Origin of the sequence: Sphaerotilus sp., assembly GCF_034519685.1 — a bacterium.
Classification (GTDB): Bacteria; Pseudomonadota; Gammaproteobacteria; order Burkholderiales; family Burkholderiaceae_C; genus Sphaerotilus.
In genome coordinates, this window is the sequence record NZ_JAXHOF010000003.1 from 65,501 (window position 1) to 84,313 (window position 18,813).

15 protein-coding genes are annotated in these 18,813 nt (G+C 67.3%); 12 read left to right on the forward strand and 3 right to left on the reverse strand.

Annotated elements, in window-relative coordinates:
• Positions 1-6 precede the first annotated feature (6 nt).
• Positions 7-834 (reverse strand): hypothetical protein, encoded by an 828-nt coding sequence (locus tag U5O44_RS03975; protein ID WP_322587175.1) that lies wholly within the window; start codon positions 832-834, stop codon positions 7-9.
• Positions 835-1,230: 396 nt separating this feature from the next.
• Between U5O44_RS03975 and U5O44_RS03980 the strand changes: the two genes are divergently transcribed.
• The gene (locus tag U5O44_RS03980) at positions 1,231-1,443 is read left to right on the forward strand and encodes a hypothetical protein (RefSeq protein WP_322587176.1); all 213 of its coding nucleotides are present in this window, start codon (positions 1,231-1,233) and stop codon (positions 1,441-1,443) included.
• Here the strand turns inward: U5O44_RS03980 and U5O44_RS03985 are convergent.
• Positions 1,374-2,393, reverse strand: coding sequence for a tRNA dihydrouridine synthase (locus tag U5O44_RS03985; RefSeq protein ID WP_322587177.1), 1,020 nt, complete (start codon positions 2,391-2,393; stop codon positions 1,374-1,376). The genes U5O44_RS03980 and U5O44_RS03985 overlap by 70 nt on opposite strands.
• 71 nt (positions 2,394-2,464) lie before the next feature.
• Between U5O44_RS03985 and U5O44_RS03990 the strand changes: the two genes are divergently transcribed.
• Positions 2,465-3,496, forward strand: a complete 1,032-nt coding sequence (locus U5O44_RS03990; RefSeq protein ID WP_322587178.1) for an FmdB family zinc ribbon protein — start codon at positions 2,465-2,467, stop codon at positions 3,494-3,496.
• On the opposite strand, the gene U5O44_RS03995 is transcribed toward U5O44_RS03990, so the two are convergent.
• Positions 3,485-4,405 carry a DUF808 domain-containing protein gene (locus tag U5O44_RS03995; RefSeq protein ID WP_322587179.1) on the reverse strand — a complete coding sequence of 307 codons (921 nt, stop codon included), beginning with the start codon at positions 4,403-4,405 and terminating at the stop codon, positions 3,485-3,487. The two genes, U5O44_RS03990 and U5O44_RS03995, sit on opposite strands and share 12 nt — an antisense overlap.
• 72 nt (positions 4,406-4,477) lie before the next feature.
• Between U5O44_RS03995 and U5O44_RS04000 the strand changes: the two genes are divergently transcribed.
• The 10 genes from U5O44_RS04000 (at position 4,478) to U5O44_RS04045 (ending at position 18,773) form a co-directional block, all read left to right on the forward strand.
• A complete protein-coding gene (locus U5O44_RS04000; RefSeq protein WP_322587180.1) occupies positions 4,478-5,068 on the forward strand; it encodes a YceI family protein in 591 nt (196 codons plus the stop codon).
• A gap of 95 nt (positions 5,069-5,163) precedes the next feature.
• A complete protein-coding gene (locus U5O44_RS04005; protein ID WP_322587181.1) occupies positions 5,164-6,000 on the forward strand; it encodes an ABC transporter permease in 837 nt (278 codons plus the stop codon).
• A gap of 29 nt (positions 6,001-6,029) precedes the next feature.
• Complete coding sequence (locus U5O44_RS04010; RefSeq protein ID WP_322587182.1) at positions 6,030-6,737, forward strand: ABC transporter ATP-binding protein; 708 nt, start codon at positions 6,030-6,032, stop codon at positions 6,735-6,737.
• Complete coding sequence (locus U5O44_RS04015) at positions 6,734-7,867, forward strand: KpsE/RkpR family capsule polysaccharide export protein (RefSeq protein ID WP_322587183.1); 1,134 nt, start codon at positions 6,734-6,736, stop codon at positions 7,865-7,867. The genes U5O44_RS04010 and U5O44_RS04015 overlap by 4 nt, the downstream gene beginning before the upstream one ends.
• 2 nt (positions 7,868-7,869) lie before the next feature.
• Positions 7,870-9,516 (forward strand): polysaccharide biosynthesis/export family protein, encoded by a 1,647-nt coding sequence (locus U5O44_RS04020; protein ID WP_322587184.1) that lies wholly within the window; start codon positions 7,870-7,872, stop codon positions 9,514-9,516.
• A 32-nt stretch (positions 9,517-9,548) separates the two neighbouring features.
• Positions 9,549-11,669 (forward strand): coiled-coil domain-containing protein, encoded by a 2,121-nt coding sequence (locus U5O44_RS04025; protein WP_322587185.1) that lies wholly within the window; start codon positions 9,549-9,551, stop codon positions 11,667-11,669.
• Positions 11,670-11,735: 66 nt separating this feature from the next.
• Positions 11,736-13,901: an FkbM family methyltransferase gene (locus U5O44_RS04030; RefSeq protein WP_322587186.1), complete on the forward strand. Its 2,166-nt coding sequence runs from the start codon at positions 11,736-11,738 to the stop codon at positions 13,899-13,901.
• Between the two features lie 132 nt (positions 13,902-14,033).
• The gene (locus tag U5O44_RS04035; RefSeq protein WP_322587187.1) at positions 14,034-16,151 is read left to right on the forward strand and encodes a glycosyltransferase family 2 protein; all 2,118 of its coding nucleotides are present in this window, start codon (positions 14,034-14,036) and stop codon (positions 16,149-16,151) included.
• Positions 16,152-16,228: 77 nt separating this feature from the next.
• Positions 16,229-17,329, forward strand: coding sequence for a polysaccharide pyruvyl transferase family protein (locus U5O44_RS04040; RefSeq protein WP_322587188.1), 1,101 nt, complete (start codon positions 16,229-16,231; stop codon positions 17,327-17,329).
• A gap of 133 nt (positions 17,330-17,462) precedes the next feature.
• Entirely contained in the window at positions 17,463-18,773 is a 1,311-nt protein-coding gene (locus U5O44_RS04045; RefSeq protein ID WP_322587189.1) for a glycosyltransferase family 2 protein, read from the forward strand.
• Positions 18,774-18,813: the final 40 nt, after the last annotated feature.

Below are 18,813 nucleotides of genomic sequence, written 5' to 3' on the forward strand. Positions count from 1 at the left end.
CAGCCGTCAGCCCGCCGCCTTGCGCGGAGACGGCTGGGGCGCTGCGGAGGCATCGGGCAGGTTCTGCAGCTTCTGGCGCAGCTGCCGCCGTTCATGGCGCAGGTCTTCCTGCAGATGCTTCAGGTTCAGCACGATGTCACGCAACTGTGCGTTGTCCCCGACCAGTCCGCCCAAGGGCATCGGCGCCGACGCCAGGTCACCAAAATTGGATGCATTGACCGACTGCCCCCGCACCACGCGCTCGCGCAGATCGCCGAACTGGTGCGCCAGTTGTTCGCCGCTCGAACGCATTGCGCCCTCGACTGCGCCGAGTCGGCGGTCCATCTCGCCAAGGTGGCGGGACAGCAGGCTCTCCAGGCGTTCGAAGCGGCTGTCGAATACCGCCGCCACGGAAGCCGGCGAAGCGGTTTCAGCGATGCGCCCATATTCATGCAGCAGGGCGTCACGGCCGCGGTGAAGCTGGACTTCGAGCTGCTGGAACTGCACCTCCAGCATCCGCTCGCGTGATTGCAGGCGCGACCGCAGGCCTTGTGTCTGGTCGGCTTCGGCCTGCTGGCCACGGTGCAGACGCAGGCTCCAGAACACCACGGCCACCGCGAGCAACAGCGCCGATGCCAGCAGCAGCACACGTGCGGCGGTGATGTTCGGCGACTCGTTGATGTCCAGCAGGCTCGGGAAGCCCGCCGCTGCGGCCGCCTTGACATGCAGCCGCGCGAGGTCATCGTTCAGATAGGCCAGCAGATGGTTGCCGGCCAGCGCCAGCGGCACCAGCCAGGCGCAAGAGACCAGCGCAACCCACACTGCGCCAGCCCGCGACTTGATTCGATTCCACATGGACTGCCCCTTCCGGCTCCGCTGAAGCCGCATCATTTCCCGGACACGGAGGATTTGGTTCTACTTGTTACCAATTTTCACAAAACGTCGCGTTTGTTCAGATTTGTCCAGATAATTATGGATAATAAAAGTATTGTTTCTGAATCAGATTCAGCCCTAGGCCCAGACACGGGTCCGGACCCAGATCCTCGGATAAATCAAACCATTTGATTTATCGAATGGTTTCGAATCACCACAACTGTATCCACGGCGGTATTCAACGCTTTGTCCTTACAGTTAAGGATATTTCCGATTGCATTCCGGAACTCCACGCGCAAAATCGAATCAGGTAGACAGGATCGATCAACCGACCGATTGGCTGGACGCCTCAGCCATCGATTCAAGGAAGGCCGGAACATGTCAGAACGTCAAACGCTCCACACCCCGCAATTGCCGCTGCTGCGCCGACTCGGCCGCTGGCTGGGCGCCTCGCACAGCACCGGACACTCCGGCACCAACACCGGCGACAGCGCCAGGATGGATCTGGGCTATGAAGCCGCCTACGCCCCGGCGCTGACGGAGAACGCTGGCGCACCTTCCCGCTTCGAAGAGGACCGCCCGCCGGCGTGAAGCGCATCGGGGCCGAACAGCCCCGCCGCCAGTGCGTCCGGCGCGTTGACCGTGCGCAAGCGGGCATGGGCTTCGGCGGCTTCCGGGTGGCGCTGGCGCAGCAGGTGCAGCCACTGCTTGAGTCGCCCGGCGCGGTAGCGTGGCTCGAACTGGGCGCCGACGCGCTCCCAGAAGTCTTCCAGCAAGAGCAACACGGCCGACCAGGGCATCGCTTGCCGCCCGCCACTGAGAATCGCCAGTGCCAAACCGGGATCGGCGACCTGGCCCCGGCCCAGCATCAGCGTGTCGCAGCCAGACTCGGCCTGGCAACGGCGGGCGTCCGCCACGGTCCAGATCTCCCCGTTGGCCACGATCGGCAAGTCCGGTACCTCGGCGCGCACGTCGGCGATCCGCCCCCAGTACGCGGGTGGGCGGTAGCCCTGGTCGCGCGTGCGGGCATGGATGACCAGCTCGCAGGCCCCCGCCTCCGCCACCGCCCGCGCGCACTCGGCAGCCCGGCTGTCGCTGCTGACCCCCAGCCGCATCTTCGCGGACACCGGCATCTGCGCTGGCACGGCCGCCCGCACCGCCGCCACGATGCGCCCCATCAGTTCGGGTTCGTCCAGCAGGGCTGCGCCGCCGCGGTGCCGATTCACCGTCTTGGCCGGACAACCGAAGTTCAGGTCGATCCCGGCCGGCCCCAAGGCGGCCAGGCGTGCGGCGTTGTCGGCCAGACAGCCCGGATCGGACCCCAGCAGCTGGGCGCGCACCGGCACGCCCGCCCGGGTACGCCCGCCGCTGCGCAGCTCCGGCAGGATGCGGTGGAACACCCGGTCCGGCAGCAGCGTGTCGGTGACGCGGATGAATTCTCCGACGCAGCGCTCGAACCCTCCGGCGCGTGTCAGCAGGTCTCGCAAGGTGCAATCCAGCAACCCCTCCATGGGGGCCAGCAGCAGTCGTGGCGTGTTCATGTCCCGCAGTGTCCCCGATTCCGGGGGTGACCCTGCGGCGCATAATCTGCCGAATTCAGCTGACGAATCCCATGGCTCTCTACCGATGCAACCGATGCGGGCACCTGTCCGAAGCCGCCGATGACCAGATTGGCACCAGCGCCGCCTGCCCCGCCTGCGGCACGGACAACCAGGTCTATCCGACCGTGGCCTTCGTGCGCACGATGCTCGACCGCTACTTCGCCACACGGCGCGAGCTGAGCGAAACCAGGGCGGAAATCGAGCGCTGGCGCCTCCAGGCCGGAGAAGCGCACGCCAGTGAGCCCGCGCCCACCGGCCACTCGCTGCCGATGGATTTCGACACCCGCAACACCGACCATTTCTGCAGCCGCGTGCAGGTGGCCCCCCTGCTGGAGTGGTTTCGCCAAGCCGGGGTATCGGCCGATCTCGACCCGCGTTCCCTGGAGACCTCGGGCCATTTCGACGAGGTCTCGGCCCGCATCGGCACCGGCCATGCGCAGCTGCACGAGATCCTCGAACGCATCCGGGCCGCCCAGAAGCAGGACTACAGCTTCATCAACATCGACCTCGGCAAGCGCAGCCCGGTCGAGGTCGCGACGCTCAACGGCTTCTGCCAGACGCTGAGCGAGAGCGGTTTCCTGTCGAAGTACCTCTACCAGGAAGGCGACCAGGTGATGCGCCTGTCGCTGCAGAAGGCCGAGCCGGTGCGGCGCTTCTTCGAGGGAGGCTGGCTGGGCTGGTTCGGCTTCATGCACGGCCTGCGCCACCTGGTCAGCGCGGGGGTCGAGTTCTCGGTCGCACGCGACGTGAGCCTGTCCTGGCCGAAGGACGAAGGCCACACGCTGGACCTGGTGTTCCTGGTGGGGCAAGGGCCGCCGCTGTGTGTGCAATGCCGCACTGGGGACGTCGCCCCCCACATCGACCGTCTGGTCCATGTGCGCGATCGCCTCGGCATCGCACCCACGCATTACCTGCTCTGCGCCAGTGATCTCTCGCCGGCCCAGGCAGACGCACTCTCACGACGCCACGGCCTGTCCGTCGCCAGCCTGCAGACACTGCCGGACTGGTTCGAGGGGCATGTCCCGACCCGATCAGCCGGCTGAAGCCGCGCCACGCAGGCGGCTGATCATTGTCCAGACCCCCAGCACGACCGCACCGGCCAGCACACCCACCACGCCATTGACCAGCATCGGCACCAAGGCCTCGCCCACGGCACCGGAGGCCTGCGCCCATTGCTCGATCTGGTGGTGCACGGCCGGCACGCCGTGGGTCAGGATGCCGCCGCCCACCAGGAACATGGCCGCGGTCCCCACCACCGACAGCACCCGCATCAGCACCGGTGCCGCCTTGAGCAGCCCCCGCCCGATCGCAGCAGAGAGGCCGCTACCGGTCCGCACGAGGTAGAGGCCAAGGTCGTCGAGCTTGACGATGCCGGCGACAAATCCGTACACCCCGACCGTCATCAGCACGGCGATGCCCGACAGCACCGCCACCTGCGTCGTGAACGCCGCACCGGCCACCGCACCCAGCGTGATCGCGATGATCTCGCCCGACAGGATGAAGTCGGTGCGAATCGCCCCCTTGATCTTGTCGCGCTCAAACGCGACCAGATCGACGGCCGGGTCCGCCAGCGCCTTGGTCAGCTCGGTGTGGTGGGCCTGGTCCTCGTCGGCGCTGTGCAGGTAGCGGTGGGCGATCTTCTCGAAGCCTTCGAAGCACAGGTAGGCCCCGCCGACCATCAGCAGCGGCAGGATCAGCCAGGGCGCAAACGCGCTGATGAGCAAGGCGACCGGCACCAGGATCACCTTGTTGAGCAAGGAGCCCTTGGCCACCGCCCACACCACCGGCAGCTCGCGGTCGGCGGTCACGTCGGTGACCTGCTGGGCATTGAGGGCCAGGTCGTCGCCGAGCACGCCGGCCGTCTTCTTCGCGGCCACCTTGGTCAGGACGGCCACGTCATCGAGCACGGTGGCGATGTCGTCAAGCAAGGCTAACAGGCTGGCAGCGGCCATGATGTCACTCCGGTTCCATGGGGAAAATCGCTCGATCCTAGCGCAGCGCCCAGCGCGTGATACGGTCTGCGCATGCCTGCCTTCAAATTCCAGCCCTGCTCGATGCTCCTGGCCGCACTGGTCTGGCAGACCCCGCTGCCCGCCAGTGCCGACACCTACCAGCTCGACCCCAGCCACACCTTCGTCCACTGGGAGGTGCTGCACATGGGCACCTCCACCAGCCGCGGCCGTTTCGACAAGATCGACGCCAGCATCACCTTCGACCGGCAGGCCGCCACGCTCGACCTGGGCTTCACGGTGGACACCCGCTCCATCAGCACCGGCTCGGCGGCCTTCGACGGCGTGCTGCGCGGCGCGCAGCTGCTGGACACGCAGCAGCACCCGACGGCATGGTTCGTGGCCCGGCGCGCGACCTTCGAGGGCGAGGTGCCGCGCCAGATCCACGGCGAGATCACGCTGCGCGGCCAGAGCCAGCCGCTGACGCTCACCGCGCGGCGCTGGAAATGCGGGCTGAACCCGCTGTTCCGCCGCGAGGTCTGCGGCGGCGATTTCGAGGCCACGCTGTCGCGGGCCACGTTCGGCATGACGCTGGCCTCGGGGCTGGTCAGCGATGAGGTCAAGCTGCTGGTGCAGGTCGAAGCAGTGCGGGAACCCACGCCCTGACCTTGCTCTGTCCTTGCCCTGACGGGGGGGTAACTGGCCGGGAACGGCCTCTTTTTCGCATTTAAGTTCGGCAGGGTGCCGCCTAGCATGGCGCCATGCCCGCACCGACCCTCGTCCACCCCATGCCGCCCGAGGCCGCCACGCCGCCCCGGCGCAGCAGCTGGGCGGTCATGCGCAGCGTCGTGTTCGCGCTGTCGCTGCGTGAGCTGAAGACACGGCTCGACGGCCGCTGGGGCGGCGCGGTGTGGGTGATCGGCGAGCCGCTGCTCAACACGCTGGGCATGCTGGCGGTCTACAGCGCCATGCGGGCGCAGACCATCGGCGGCGTGGACACGCTGCTCTTTCTGGTCAGCGGTCAACTGCCCTTCCTGCTGTTCCGGTCGCTGGTGCTGCGCCTGATGGAGGCCATCGACTCCAACCTCGGCCTGTTCGCCTACCGGCAGGTGCAGCCGATCGACGCCGTGATCGCCCGTGCCGTGGTCGAGGTGCTGGTGTTCTCGGTGGTGATGGGGACATGTCTGGCCGGACTCGGCTGGGCGGGCCACGCGGTGCTGCCACACCGCCCGCTGGAGCTGGTGGCCGCGCTGGGGCTGATGGGCGTGATGGGGTTCAGCCTCGGCCTGTTCATGGCGGTCGGCACCACCGGGCCGCTGAACCGCCTGCGCGGGCTGGTCACGATGTGCATGCTGCCGGTCTACATCAGCTCCGGGGCCCTCATCCCGCTGGCCAACCTGCCGGCCGGACTGCAGGCCGCCTTCCTCCACAACCCGGTCGCGCACCTGCTCGATCAGCTGCGCAGCGCCCTGCTCGGTCCGGTCTACCACGCCGTGCCGCACACGGGCTGGACGCTGCCACTCGCCTGGACACTGGGCACGGCGCTGGCCGCCTTGTCGCTCTACCGCGCCCGCCGGCAACGGCTCCAGATGGGCTGAACCCCGACAAGCCTCCGACAGCCCCCGCCATGCTTGATCTGATCGACATCACCAAGAGCTACCCGAGCCGCCTCGGCCGGCGCACCATCTTCCGCGACTTCAACCTCTCGATCCCCGATGGCTGCAACGCCGGACTGATCGGCCCGAACGGGGCCGGCAAGTCGACGCTGATGCGCCTGCTCGGCGGGCTGGAGCACCTGGACGGCGGCCGCATCGTCACCGATCGGCGCATCTCCTGGCCGATCGGACTGGCCGGGGGCATGCAGGGCTCGCTGACCGGACGCGACAACGTCCGCTTCGTCTGCCGCATCCACGCCGCCACCCACGAGGAAATGCGCGAGAAGATCGCCTTCGTGCGGGCGTTCGCCGACATCGGCGACGCCTTCGACATGCCGGTGAAGACCTACTCCTCGGGCATGCGCTCGCGGCTGACCTTCGGGCTGGCGATGGCCTTCGATTTCGATCTGTACCTGATCGACGAGGTGACGGCGGTGGGCGACGCGGTGTTCCGCCGGAAGAGCCAAGAGATGCTGCGCGAACGCCTGCGGCGCGCACAGGTGATCTACACCAGCCACAACATGGGCGAGATCGCCCGGATGTGCAACGCCGTGGTGCTGCTGCGGCCGGCGCAGCCGCCGCAGTTCTTCGAGGACGTGCAGGCCGGCATCGCCGCCTACCAGCAGATGAGCCCGGCCGCCCGGGTCGCGTCGGCGCCCGTCGAGGCCTGTCCCGCATGAAGCGCCTGTTCGCCCGTCACTGGCTGGCCTGGCTGCTCGTCGGTGTGCCGATGTTGGTCTCGACCGCCTACCTCACATTCCTGTCACAGGACCGCTATGTCAGCACCACCGTGCTGACCGTGCGCCGCGCCACCCAGGACACACCGTCGTTCGGCGGCCTGTCGATGCTGCTGTCCGGGACCAACGGCGCCTCGCTCGAAGACACCCGCTACCTGCGCGAATACCTGCACTCGCTCGGCCTGATGCGCAAGCTCGATGCACGCCTGCAGCTCCGGACCCACTTCGAGTCGGCGCACACGGACGTGCTGATGCGGCTGTGGCCAGGCACCGCGCAGGAGGACATGCTCGACTACTGGCGCGACCGGGTCCAGGTCTCGCTCGACGACAGCAGCGGGCTGCTGACGCTGCGTGTCCAGGGCTTCGCGCCGGCCTTCGCCCAGCAGGTCAGCCAGGCGCTGCTGGCGGAATCCGAAGCCTTCATCAACGACATCTCGCGGCGCATCGCCAACGAGCAGCTGACCTTCGCCAGGACCGAGCTGTCCCGTGCCGCGGACCAGCTCGCCCGTGACCAGCAGACGATGGTCGCCTTCCAGGCCCGGCACCAGATGCTCGATCCGCTGGCGGATGTGCAGGCCACGGGAGCCCGCACCAGCGAGCTGCGCCAGCGGCTGACCCGGCTGGAGGCGGACCTGCACACCAAGCAGACCTTCCTGAACGACGATGCGCCCGACATCGTCACGCTGAAGGCGGAGCTGGCAGCGGTGCGGCAGCAGCTCGGCCGCGAAACCAGCAGCGCCACCATGGCCAGCTCCACGACACGTGGCTCCGATGCCCCCGGCCAGCGCCGCACCGACACGCTCAACAAGCTGGCCGTCGAATTCGACGGCCTGAAGACCCGGGTGGCGCTGTCGGACGGCGCTTACCGGAGTGCGCTGGCCTCGGTCGAGGCCACGCGCATCGAGTCGGGCCGCAAGCTCAAGAGCCTGGTGGTCATCGAGCCGCCCACGCTGCCGGAGGTGGCCGAGTTTCCGCGCCGCTTCTACAACAGCGCCACGCTGCTGCTGGTCTGCCTGGTGGCCTACACCATCGCGCGACTGGCCCAGGCCACGATCCAGGAACACCGCGACTGACCATGCGCCATCCCCACACCCCCGTCGCGAATCCCCCGACCCTCGGCTGGCTGGTGCTGTGTGCCGGCCTGTGGATGGGCACGGCCGTGGCAGCCACCGAGCCGCCGCCCGCCGCTGTCCAGCCCGCCGCCGTCCAGCCCGCGCCCCCCACGACCGCCAGCACCGCGCTGCCCGTGTTCGGCGCCCAGATGTTCCAGGGACGCTTCGCCGGCCAGTCGTTCTCGGGCTTCAACCCCGACTACCAGATCGCCCCGGGCGACCGGATCAGCGTGCGCCTGTGGGGCACGTTCACGCTGGAGAGCGTGCAGGTGGTCGATGCGCAGGGCAACATCTTCCTGCCGAGCCTGGGGCCCGTGCGGGTCCAGGGGGTGCGCAATGGCGAGCTGGGCGCGCTGATCCAGAACAGCGTCAAGCGGGTCTACCGCGCCAGCGTCTACAGCTACGCGACGCTGGAGGCCGCGCAGCCGGTGAAGGTGTACGTGACCGGCTTCGTGCGCCAGCCGGGGCTCTACAGCGGGCTGTCGTCGGATGCGGTGCTGCGCTACCTCGACCTGGCCGGCGGCATCGATGCCGAGCGGGGCAGCTACCTGGGCGTGGACGTGCTGCGCGCCGGCCAGTTGCGCGCACGCTTCGACCTGTACCGCTTCCTGCTCGAAGGCCGGATCGAGCCGCTGCAGCTGCAGGACGGCGACACCATCTTCGTGCCCGCACGGCAGTCGAGCGTGCGCATCGACGGGGAGGTGGCCAACGCCGCCCTGTTCGAGCTGCGGGCGCCCCGTGTGCCCGCCAGCGAACTGCTGGCGATGGCCCGCCCCCGCCCTGGCGCCACGCACCTGTCGATCGTGCGCCAGGTCGGGCCGGAGCGCCGCAGCGAATACCACCCGATCGGCGACGCCGCCCAGGTGCAGATCGGCAACGGCGACCTGGTCAGCGTCACGGCGGACCGCATCCCCGGCACGATCCTCGTGCGCTTCGAGGGCGCCCACCGGGGCGAGCGGACGGCCGTGCTGCCCTACGGCGCAAAGCTGTCCGACGCGCTGGCGCTGCTCAAGCCGGCACCCCAGGCCCAGGTCGAAGCGCTGCAGCTCTACCGCCGCTCCATCGCCGTGCGGCAAAAGGAGATGCTACTGCAGTCGCTCGACAAGCTGGAAACCCAGGCCCTGACCGCCCGCTCGGCCACGAACGAGGAAGCGGCGCTGCGCACGCGCGAATCCGAGCTGATCCTGAAGTTCACCGCCCAGGCGCGCAGCGTGGAGCCCAAGGGGCGGCTGGTGCTGCCGAATCTGGCCGCCGCCGGGCAGACGCTGCTCGAAGACGGCGACATGATCACCCTGCCCGAACAGTCGTCGCAGGTCGCCATCCAGGGCGAGGTGCTGTTCCCGCTGACGCTGCAGCACACCCCCGGGCTGCGCGTGGCCGACTACATCCGGCAGGCCGGCGGCTACACCCAGAACGCCGACACCTCGCGGGTGCTGCTGATGAAGCGCAACGGTGCCGTGGTCGAGGCGGATGAACGCCTGCAGCCGGAGCCGGGCGATGAGCTGATGGTGCTGGCCAGGGTGGAAACCAAACGCGTCGAAGTCGCTCGTGGCATCACGCAGGTGCTCTATCAGATCGCGGTGATGGCCAAGATCGCCCTGGGGCTTTGAACACGCAAGCAAGGCAAGGTAAGGCAACTTTTATGGACAAGATCCTGATCGTCGGACACCCCCAGTCGGGGCACGACACCATCGCGCACATGGCGACCGCCGCCGGCATGGCCCCCGCCCGCCCGTCTCGGCGGGAGGGACTTCGTCCGGACGAGATCGGCTCGGCCCTGTGCCGAGCCGATGCCCGGACACTGCTGGAAGCGCCGGAGGCAGATGGCGCCCTCCGCCAGCTCGACATCGGTCCGGTCTGGCAGGGCCTTGCACTGGACCTGATGCTCGGCAACATCGACCAGCCGGTGTGGGGCTGGTCCGATCCGCAATCGGTCGTGCTGCTCGACTACTGGCGAACGATCGATCCGGACCTCACCTTCGTGCTGGTCTACGACGCCCCCGACAGCGTGCTGGTCGACATGCCCGCTGCGCAAGCCACCCAGCTCTCCCCCGACCGCCTGCGGCGCCTGCTGCACAACTGGTCCGCCTTCAACGCGACCCTGCTGCGGTTTTTCCTGCGCCATCCCGGGCGCTGTCTGCTGGTCCAGTCGCGCCAGGCGCGCCACGCCCCGCAGTCCTGGCTGCAGCAGCTCCAGGGCCGCCTGCACGGCACCACCCCCCTGCAGACCGAGGCCACCGTGCCACCGCCCGACCGGCTGCAGGCCACCGACCCGGCCCTGACCTTCCTGACCGCTGCCCTGCTGCGGGAGCACCCGGACTGCCAGCACCTGTACGAAGCCCTGCAGGCGTGTGCCAACCTGCCCGAGGCTGGTACTGCAGCCGACGCGCCCCCCACACCGCTGGCCGCCTGGCTGGCCCTGGCGGGTCAGCACCAGGACCGGCTGGAACTGGGCCGGCACCTCGCCGAGCAGGCACACCGGATCGACACCCTCGGGCAGGGCCTGGCCCACCGCGACACCCTGCTCCAGCAGCAGCGGCAACAGGCTCGACAGCTGGAAACACAGGCCCAGGCCAGCCAGCAGGAACAGGCCCGGCTGAGCGGACAGATCGACCACCTCCACCGGGCCCTCGACACCCAGGTGCAAGAACGCCAACAGCTCACGACGCAGGTGCAGTCACTGACCGAAGCGCTGCAGCGCATCGAGTGCGTGGCCAGCGGGCACCAGGCGCACGCGACGCGACTGGACCTGCAACTGCGTCAACAATCGCAGACCCTGTCCGGACGGGAGGAGGCACTGCAGGCCGCACAGGCACGCATCGGAGCGCTGCAGGCGGACCAGGCACAACAGGCACAGGCCCACCAGCAGGACCAGGAGCGCCTGATCGGCCAGATTCATCAGATCCAGTTGAACCTCGAAGCCCACTACCTGCAGCGCCAGCAGCTCAACGCGGAAGTGGTTGCACTGAAATCGGAGCTGCAGCGCACCGGCGATCTGGCCGCAGAACGCCAATCGCAGATCACGCGACTGAACCAGCAGCTCGACCAGCACACACGGCGGCTCGCCGATCAGGCGTCCGAGCTGGACATGGCGGCGACCCGCCTCGCCCAGTGGCAGGAGTCCCAGACCCGGCAGGAACAGGAACAGATTCGGCAGGAGGCCGCCCGCAAGGCCACCGAGGAGCGCATCACCAGGCTCATCCAGAAGGGTGACCGCCTCCAGGCCCAGATGCAGGCCCAGAAAGACCGCCACCACGCCCGTCTGCAGGAGGCCACCGCCGCCAGTGCGGCGCTGGCGCAGGAAAACACCCGACTGGTCGCACAGATCCACCGGGTCCAGCAGGAACTGGAGCGCCATTTCCTCGATCTCCAGTCGCTGCGCCAGGCCCAGGCCCGTGCGGCAGCCGCGGTCCCTCCGGCCCCCGTCGGGGCGGCCGAGCGGGTCCGGTCCCACCTGTCCTACCGACTGGGTGCCACCATGATCCAGCACTCAGGCAGCGTGACCGGCTGGCTGAGCATGCCGTATGCGCTGCTCAGGACCACGCACCAGTACCGCAGCGAACACCGCGCGCGCGCAGCCGTCAAGCTGCCCCCGCTGCACCGGTACCGGGACGCGCAGGAAGCCGAGCGCGTCAAACGCCACCTGTCCTACCGCCTGGGGCAGACCCTGGTCCGGCACGCGAGCACCCCGCTGGGCTGGATCAGCCTGCCCTTCGCCCTGCAGCGCGAGGTCAAGGACTTCCGGCTGCAGCGCCAGCCCTGATCCGCCCGGCCCGTCCCTCGACGCTCCGACCTGCCCCGCCCTGACCGACACGCACCACGCCACGCCATGCCCAGCAATCCTCGAATGCCTCTCTGGCTGGACCTCCTGCGCACACTCCATCCACCCTGCGGCGTCCTGCTGGTCGGCGCGGGCGATGGCGCCAGCCCCTGGGTGCAGCGCCTGATGCAGTGGGAAACCCGCCATGTCACCCTGGTCGAGGGTGACGAGACACAGTTCCGGCACCTGCACGGCCACGTCCCGGAGCGCCACGGCTGGCAATTGCGCCAGGAAGTCGTCGCCGCCGAAGCCACCAGCGTCACATACCACCAGGCCAACCTGTCCCTGGAGAGCGGGCTGCTCGAACCGGAGTCCCTCCGGTCGATCTGGCCGCACCTCGCCACACGGCTCACCAGCACGCGCCGGGCCACCACGCTGGAGGCGCTGATGCGGGAATGCGACGCACCGCCGAACTGGCTGGTCGTGGACTGCCTGCCCGCACTGGCGCTGTTGCAGGGAGCGGCGGAACGTCTGCAGGGCGTCGAGGTCATCGCTGCCCGCGTCCTGCTCGGCACCGACCCGCTGACGGCCGGCCCGGCAGGACAACAGGCCCTGCAGGCGTGGCTGGAAACGCAAGGGTTTCGGTACCTGGAGGCGGAATCCGAGCGCCATCCGGCCATCGGCCATGCCTTGTTCGTCCGAGACACACCAGCCCGCCTCCGGGAGACGGTCGAACGTCTGGCCGAGGCCACCCGGCACCAGCACCAGATGACAGCGGAATGGGTGGCGCTGCAGATGCACAGCGCAGACCAGGCCGAGACAGCCCGGGCGGAGATCGCCCGCCTGACCGAGGCGCACACCGCCGCCGAAGCCCTGGCCCGCGCACAGCAGCAGCACATCGAGCAGCTGCAGCATGCCGCCGCGCAGGCCGCAGCACAGGCCGCCACCGAGGCCACCACCACGCAGCGCGCCCACGCCGACGAAATCGCCCGCCTCACCAAGGCACAGGAAGCCGCCGACAAGCTCGCCGCAGACCGCCACCGCCTCATCACCCAGTTGCGCCAGGCCGCCATCCAGGCGGACACCACCGCCACCGCACAGGCCCGCGCCCACGCCGACGAAGTCGCCCGCCTGACCGAGGCGCACACCGCCGCCGAAGCCCTGGCCCGCGCACAGCAGCAGCACATCGAGCAGCTGCAGTACGCCGCCACGCAGGCCGCAGCACAGGCCACCACCGAGGCCACCACCACGCAGCGCGCCCACGCCGACGAAATCGCCCGCCTCACCAAGGCACAGGAAGCCGCCGACAAGCTCGCCGCCGACCGCCACCGCCTCATCACCCAGTTGCGCCAGGCCGCCGTCCAGGCGGACACCACCGCCACCGCACAGGCCCGCGCCCACGCCGACGAAGTCGCCCGCCTCGAACGGGCCAGCCAGAAGGCCGAGCAGGAAGCCAACCGCCCCAGAGGCGATGCCGACATCGACGACCTGATCCACGACATTTCGGCCTATTTCACCGAACGATCGCTCACCTACGTCGATGTCGGGGCCTACGTGGGAGATGTATTCCTGAAACTGGCGGGCTCACGGCAGATCAAGATCCGGGAAGCCCACCTCTACGAGCCCAACCCGACCAGCTACCAGACGCTCACCACCAAACTGGAGTCCTGCCGGCTCCCCACGCTGCACGCTTACCACCTCGCGGTCGGCGCACAGCCAGCCCTGCTGCATTTCAACGCAGCACAGTCGATGACCCGGGTGGTCGAGCCCGAACCAGGCTCGCCACAGGTCAGCAACACCTTCACGGCCCAAAGCGTCTCGCTCGACGAACAGGCCCGCCTGTTCACCGATCAGAAGATCAACCTGCTGAAGATCGATGTCGAGGGCCGGGAACTCGATGTGCTGACCGGTGCCACGGAACTGCTCCAGGCGCAGCGCATCGACATGCTCTACATCGAGGTCGGCTTCAACTGCCACGGCACCCAGCAGTCCTATTTCGCCGACATCGACCGCTTCCTGCAGGACAAGGGCTACCGGGTCTTCCGCGTCTACGAACAGATGAACGAGTGGACCGAGGACTCCCCGCTGCTGCGTCGCTGCAACGTCGCCTACATGAGCGAGCGCTTCGCGCGCGCCAACCCCTCCAAGCTGACCCGGCGGCTCCGGACCCTGCAGGAAGAACTCGATCGGCTGAAATCCGCCTCGACTCCACCTCTCACGCCAGCACTGCCCTGAGCACGGGCCGGGATCATCGGCCTTGTCCCGATTCAGAAAATTCTCGCATTCACGCCTCTACGACTTCCTGCCACGGCCCCTCCACGCCTGACACCCCTTCAGATCCACCCAGGTGACACACGAAAGCTGATCATGAGCGAGTCCGAGTCCGCAGTTCTCCACGACGCCATTCACCATTATCAGAACAAGAACTACGCCAAGGCCCTGGCACTGTTCTGTCAGGCTGGGGAACGCTACGGCGAAGGTGTCGTCACCGCCAACATCCAGATGTGTCGCGCCGCCATGGCCAAGGCGGCCGCCACGGCACCGCCCCCCGCAGCCGCCACTGCCCCCGCCCCCACCCCGGTTGCCCAGGCCGCCTCCGCCGTGGCACTGGACGCCGCGACCCGGCTCATGCTCGCCAACACAGGACACACCACGCTCGACGAGCCGGAGCGCAAGGCCCTGCTGGCACGCCACAAGGCCGCCACCAGCCGACGCTCGGAAAGCGTCGAGATCAGGCCCGTCAAGCCCGTGCCGGCCGACTGGCCACAGGATCTGCAGCTCGCCCCTCTGCCGGACAGCACCAACGACTTCGTCTGGAACCGCCGCAGGAAAGGCCCACGCACCACGCCGCACCACCAACAACCGGATGGACTGAGCATCATCGTCCCGACGTTCAACCGGAGCCGGATACTCGGGGTCACCCTGGCGTGCCTGGTCAACCAGAAGACCGCGTATCCCTTCGAAGTCATCGTCGCCGACGATGGCAGTCAGGACAACATCGTCGACGTGGTGCGGCAGTTCGAGTCGTCGCTGGACATCAAGTACGTCCGCCAGAAGGACTACGGCTACCAGCTCTGCGCGGTGCGCAATCTCGGACTGAGAACCGGGCGCTTCCCGTTCGTGGCCATCCTCGACTGCGACATGGCGCCCAGCCCGGGGTGGGTGCAGTCCTACATGGTGCATCTGGTGGACGACGACGACGTGGCCCTGATCGGCCCGCGCAAGTATGTCGACACCAGCCTCCATGAACGCGCCGCCTTCCTGCGCGACCCCACGCTGATCGAACACCTGCCCGAGGTATTGACCCACAACACGGTGGCAGGCAAGACCGAGGACACCATCTCGGTCGACTGGCGGCGCGACCATTTTCGAGAGAGCGACCACCTGCGGCTGTGCGACACGCCGTTCCGCTATTTCAGCGGCGGCAATGTGGCCTTCGCACGGAAGTGGCTGGACCGGGCGGGCTGGTTCGACGAGGCCTTCACCCACTGGGGCGGCGAGGACAATGAATTCGGCTATCGGCTGTACCGGCAGGGCTGCTTCTTTCGATCGCTCGATGGCGCCATGGCCTACCACCAGGAGCCCCCCGGCAAGGAAAACGAGACCGACCGCGCCGAAGGCAAGAAGATCACGCTCGACATCGTCCGGGACAAGGTGCCCTATTTCTACCGCAAGCCGTCCTCCATCGAATCGGCGCGCCTGCACACCATTCCGCTGGTGTCGATCTACATCCCGGCCTACAACTGCGCGCAGCACATCGTGCGGTGCGTGGACAGCGCCCTGCAGCAGACCATCGTGGACCTGGAAGTCTGCATCTGCGACGACGGCTCGACCGACAACACGCTCGACGTGCTCCGGCAGCACTACGGCCAGCATCCCCGCGTGCGCTTCGCCAGCCAGCGCAACGGCGGCATCGGGGCCGCGTCCAATGCCGCCGTCAGGATGGCGCGCGGCTACTACATCGGCCAGCTCGACTCGGACGATTACCTGGAGCCCGACGCCGTCGCCCTGTGCCTCGAACAGTTCATGGCCAACAGGGCCCTGGCCTGCGTCTACACCACCAACCGCAACGTCAAGCCCGATGGCGAGCTGATCAGCAACGGCTACAACTGGCCGGAGTTTTCGCGCGAGAAACTCACGACCGCCATGATCGCCCACCATTTCCGCATGTTCACGGTGCGCGCCTGGCAGCTCACGCAGGGATTCGACGAGCACATCACCAATGCCGTCGACTACGACATGTACCTCAAGCTGAGCGAGGTCGGCCCGTTCAAGCATGTCAACAAGATTGCCTATAACCGCGTCCTGCACGGCGAGAACACGTCGATCAAGAAACTGGGCCTGCAGAAATTGAACCACTACACCGTCGTGAACAAGTCGCTGTCGCGCCAGAACATCCGGACCAAGGCCTACGTGCCGCTCGACCCTCAGAGCGACACCTGCCGGAAATACCAGTTCAAGGACGCACAGGTCCAGCAGGGCTGAACCCCCTCTGAGCGCACCCACGACGGAACACGACCCCAGCAAGGAAAATCATGTCAAGAACTGCACCGATCGGCGTGATGGGTTGCCTGCCCAGGTTACCCGATGAATTTCCCCTGACCTACCCGGAAAACTCCGGCAACATGGTCCATGCCAATGCGCCGATGCGCATGTTCGACTCGACCTACTTCATCAAGGATCACAATTACACGGCGCTGGGTTATGACAACTTTGCAGCGTTCGTGAATGCACGCTGCAGCCACCTGATCATCACACTGGCAAATACCCTGAAGCTGGGGGACACCGACGACACCAAATACCAGCGGCTGCTGGATTTCCTGACCAGGATCGAGAAACCCATCGTGGTGTTCGGACTCGGCATCCAGTCGAAAGACACCGATCTGGCGCAAGCTGTGCTGCCGGCCAAGGCCATCGAGCTGATCCAGTACCTGAGCACACGCGCACAACTGGTCGGCGTCCGTGGTGAGTTCACCAAGCAGGTGCTGGAACACCTGTGCGGCATCCGCAATGCCTTCGTGACCGGATGCCCGTCCATTTTCAGCAATCCCGATGCGTTCACGGCCCTGCGCGCCAACCTCAAGAACCCGGTCGGCAGGCCCGCATTTTCCGGAACCAAATACTTCGAAGAGGCAGAGAACAGGCTGCTCATCGACGCCGTGCGTCGCCAGCACTGGCTGATCGAGCCCGTCAACAAGTTCAATCACCAGTATTACCTCAAAGTCGTCACGGACACGGACGCACACGAGGATGTTCCCTACTTCCTGAAGCGCCACACACCCGCACGGGATTATGGATCCGACCATTTTGTTCGCCAGTATTTCCTGACACGCTACAAGCTGTTCCGGAATGTGGGCGACTGGTACAAGTTCAATGCCGACACGGTCTCCTGCACGTATGGCACGAGGTTCCATGCCAACATGGCCTCGCTGGTCAGTGGAAAACCGGCACTCTGGCTGACCCACGACGCACGGACCCGTGAACTCGTCGAATTCATGCACCTGCCGCATCTGGACGTGAATGCGCAAGAGCTGAACGACACGACCAACCTGGCACAGCTCATGTCCTATGAAAACTTCTTCGACCATCTCCCGACGCTGCACAACAATTTCAACCACTATCTCGAATCGAACGGACTGCCGACCCGGCCACTGAAGTTCTGAACGGTCCCGGAAAACTAGCGTGTCTCACGGACTGCTGGCCCGCATCGGGTTCCTCAGACACCACGCAAACGCACGCTTCGCCCATGCGCTGGCGTGTCTTTCACCACAGTCCTTGCCCCGATCGGGCGCAGAGTTGTGGGCTGCACACAAGCTGGGACTGCACGCCCTCGTCGCCGACGCCATCTGGGACGGACGACACCTGCACGGGGGCATGGCGATGGCGGTCTCGCTGGCCACGCTGGGCCGCACGGATGACGCCCATGCAGTGGTCGATCGCCTGCGCCACAGAAACAGCAACCGCCGCCTCCGGGTCGAGCTGGCGCAGGCACTCGCCGCATCGCTGCCCGAGGTGGCACTGTCGCTGGTCGACCATCCGACTGCGCCGTGGACGCTGCGCTGCGCCTTGCTGCTGCGTCTGGGAGATCGGACACAGGCCGTCCGGCAGTTGCAGGCCGCACGGCAGGCGGGCCAGGTGGACCCTCAGTGGCATCTGCTGGCGGCCAATGCCCTGGACAACACGCCCGTCCAGTTGCTCGACCATCTGAACCACCTGCTGACCCTGGCGTCCTTGTCACCGCTGGGCCTGCGCGACACGGATCGGCCGCCAGGCACGCTCAATCTGCAGGCGGCACAGACACTCCGGCCCGTCGATGGACCACGCATCAGCGTGTTGATGACCACCCACCAGACACAGGACCGGGTCGGACCGGCCATCGAGAGCCTGCTGGAGCAGACCTGGCGGAATCTGGAGATCGTGGTGGTGGATGACGCCAGCACCGACGGCACCGTCGAACAGGTCCGTGCGCTGGCAGAGCGTGATGCCCGCGTGCGCTGCGTGCAATTGCAGCGCAATGTCGGCACCTATGTGGCCAAAACGATCGGACTCGCCCACGCCACCGGCGAATTCATCACCTGCCAGGACTCGGACGACTGGGCGCATCCGCAGAAACTGGCCATGCAGATGCAGCCGCTGCTGCGCAATCGGCGCCTGGTGGCCACCACCTCGAAATGGGTCCGCCTGTCCGACGACGGTCACTGGCACGCCCGGGCGGTGTATCCACTCACGCGGCTGAATCCGGCCTCTCCCCTGTTTCGCCGGCGTGAGGTGGAGTGTTCGACCGGCTTGTGGGATGCGGTGCGCACCGGGGCGGACAGTGAGTTCCTCGCCCGCCTGCGGCTGGTGTTCGGTGCGGAGGCCGTACAGGGCGTGCCGCTGCCGCTGACCTTCGGCGCCCACCGTACGAACTCGCTGATGACCGCCGCAGACACCGGCTACAGCGCCGCCGGTCTCTCACCCGCTCGACAAGCCTATTGGGAAGCCTGGACCCACTGGCACATCGCCACGCTGCGGGCGGGACACACGCCTCGAATGCCTCGGCTGCAGCCCCAGCAGCCCCACGCCATCCGCCCATTCGCAGCACCGGATCTGACTGCCAGGGTCTGAAGAGGGTCTGACGACTTCCCCTGCATGCCAAGACAGGGGC

What these genes read in the sequence shown, in the direction of transcription:
- U5O44_RS03990 (WP_322587178.1), top strand. Translation starts at nt 2,465, where the DNA reads ATGGCTCTCTACCGATGCAACCGATGCGGGCACCTGTCCGAAGCCGCC.
- U5O44_RS04005 (WP_322587181.1), top strand. Translation starts at nt 5,164, where the DNA reads ATGCCCGCACCGACCCTCGTCCACCCCATGCCGCCCGAGGCCGCCACG.
- U5O44_RS04015 (WP_322587183.1), top strand. Translation starts at nt 6,734, where the DNA reads ATGAAGCGCCTGTTCGCCCGTCACTGGCTGGCCTGGCTGCTCGTCGGT.
- U5O44_RS04030 (WP_322587186.1), top strand. Translation starts at nt 11,736, where the DNA reads ATGCCCAGCAATCCTCGAATGCCTCTCTGGCTGGACCTCCTGCGCACA.
- U5O44_RS04040 (WP_322587188.1), top strand. Translation starts at nt 16,229, where the DNA reads ATGGGTTGCCTGCCCAGGTTACCCGATGAATTTCCCCTGACCTACCCG.
- U5O44_RS04035 (WP_322587187.1), top strand. Translation starts at nt 14,034, where the DNA reads ATGAGCGAGTCCGAGTCCGCAGTTCTCCACGACGCCATTCACCATTAT.
- U5O44_RS04010 (WP_322587182.1), top strand. Translation starts at nt 6,030, where the DNA reads ATGCTTGATCTGATCGACATCACCAAGAGCTACCCGAGCCGCCTCGGC.
- U5O44_RS03995 (WP_322587179.1), bottom strand. Translation starts at nt 4,405, where the DNA reads ATGGCCGCTGCCAGCCTGTTAGCCTTGCTTGACGACATCGCCACCGTG.
- U5O44_RS03980 (WP_322587176.1), top strand. Translation starts at nt 1,231, where the DNA reads ATGTCAGAACGTCAAACGCTCCACACCCCGCAATTGCCGCTGCTGCGC.
- U5O44_RS04000 (WP_322587180.1), top strand. Translation starts at nt 4,478, where the DNA reads ATGCCTGCCTTCAAATTCCAGCCCTGCTCGATGCTCCTGGCCGCACTG.
- U5O44_RS03985 (WP_322587177.1), bottom strand. Translation starts at nt 2,393, where the DNA reads ATGAACACGCCACGACTGCTGCTGGCCCCCATGGAGGGGTTGCTGGAT.
- U5O44_RS04025 (WP_322587185.1), top strand. Translation starts at nt 9,549, where the DNA reads ATGGACAAGATCCTGATCGTCGGACACCCCCAGTCGGGGCACGACACC.
- U5O44_RS03975 (WP_322587175.1), bottom strand. Translation starts at nt 834, where the DNA reads ATGTGGAATCGAATCAAGTCGCGGGCTGGCGCAGTGTGGGTTGCGCTG.
- U5O44_RS04020 (WP_322587184.1), top strand. Translation starts at nt 7,870, where the DNA reads ATGCGCCATCCCCACACCCCCGTCGCGAATCCCCCGACCCTCGGCTGG.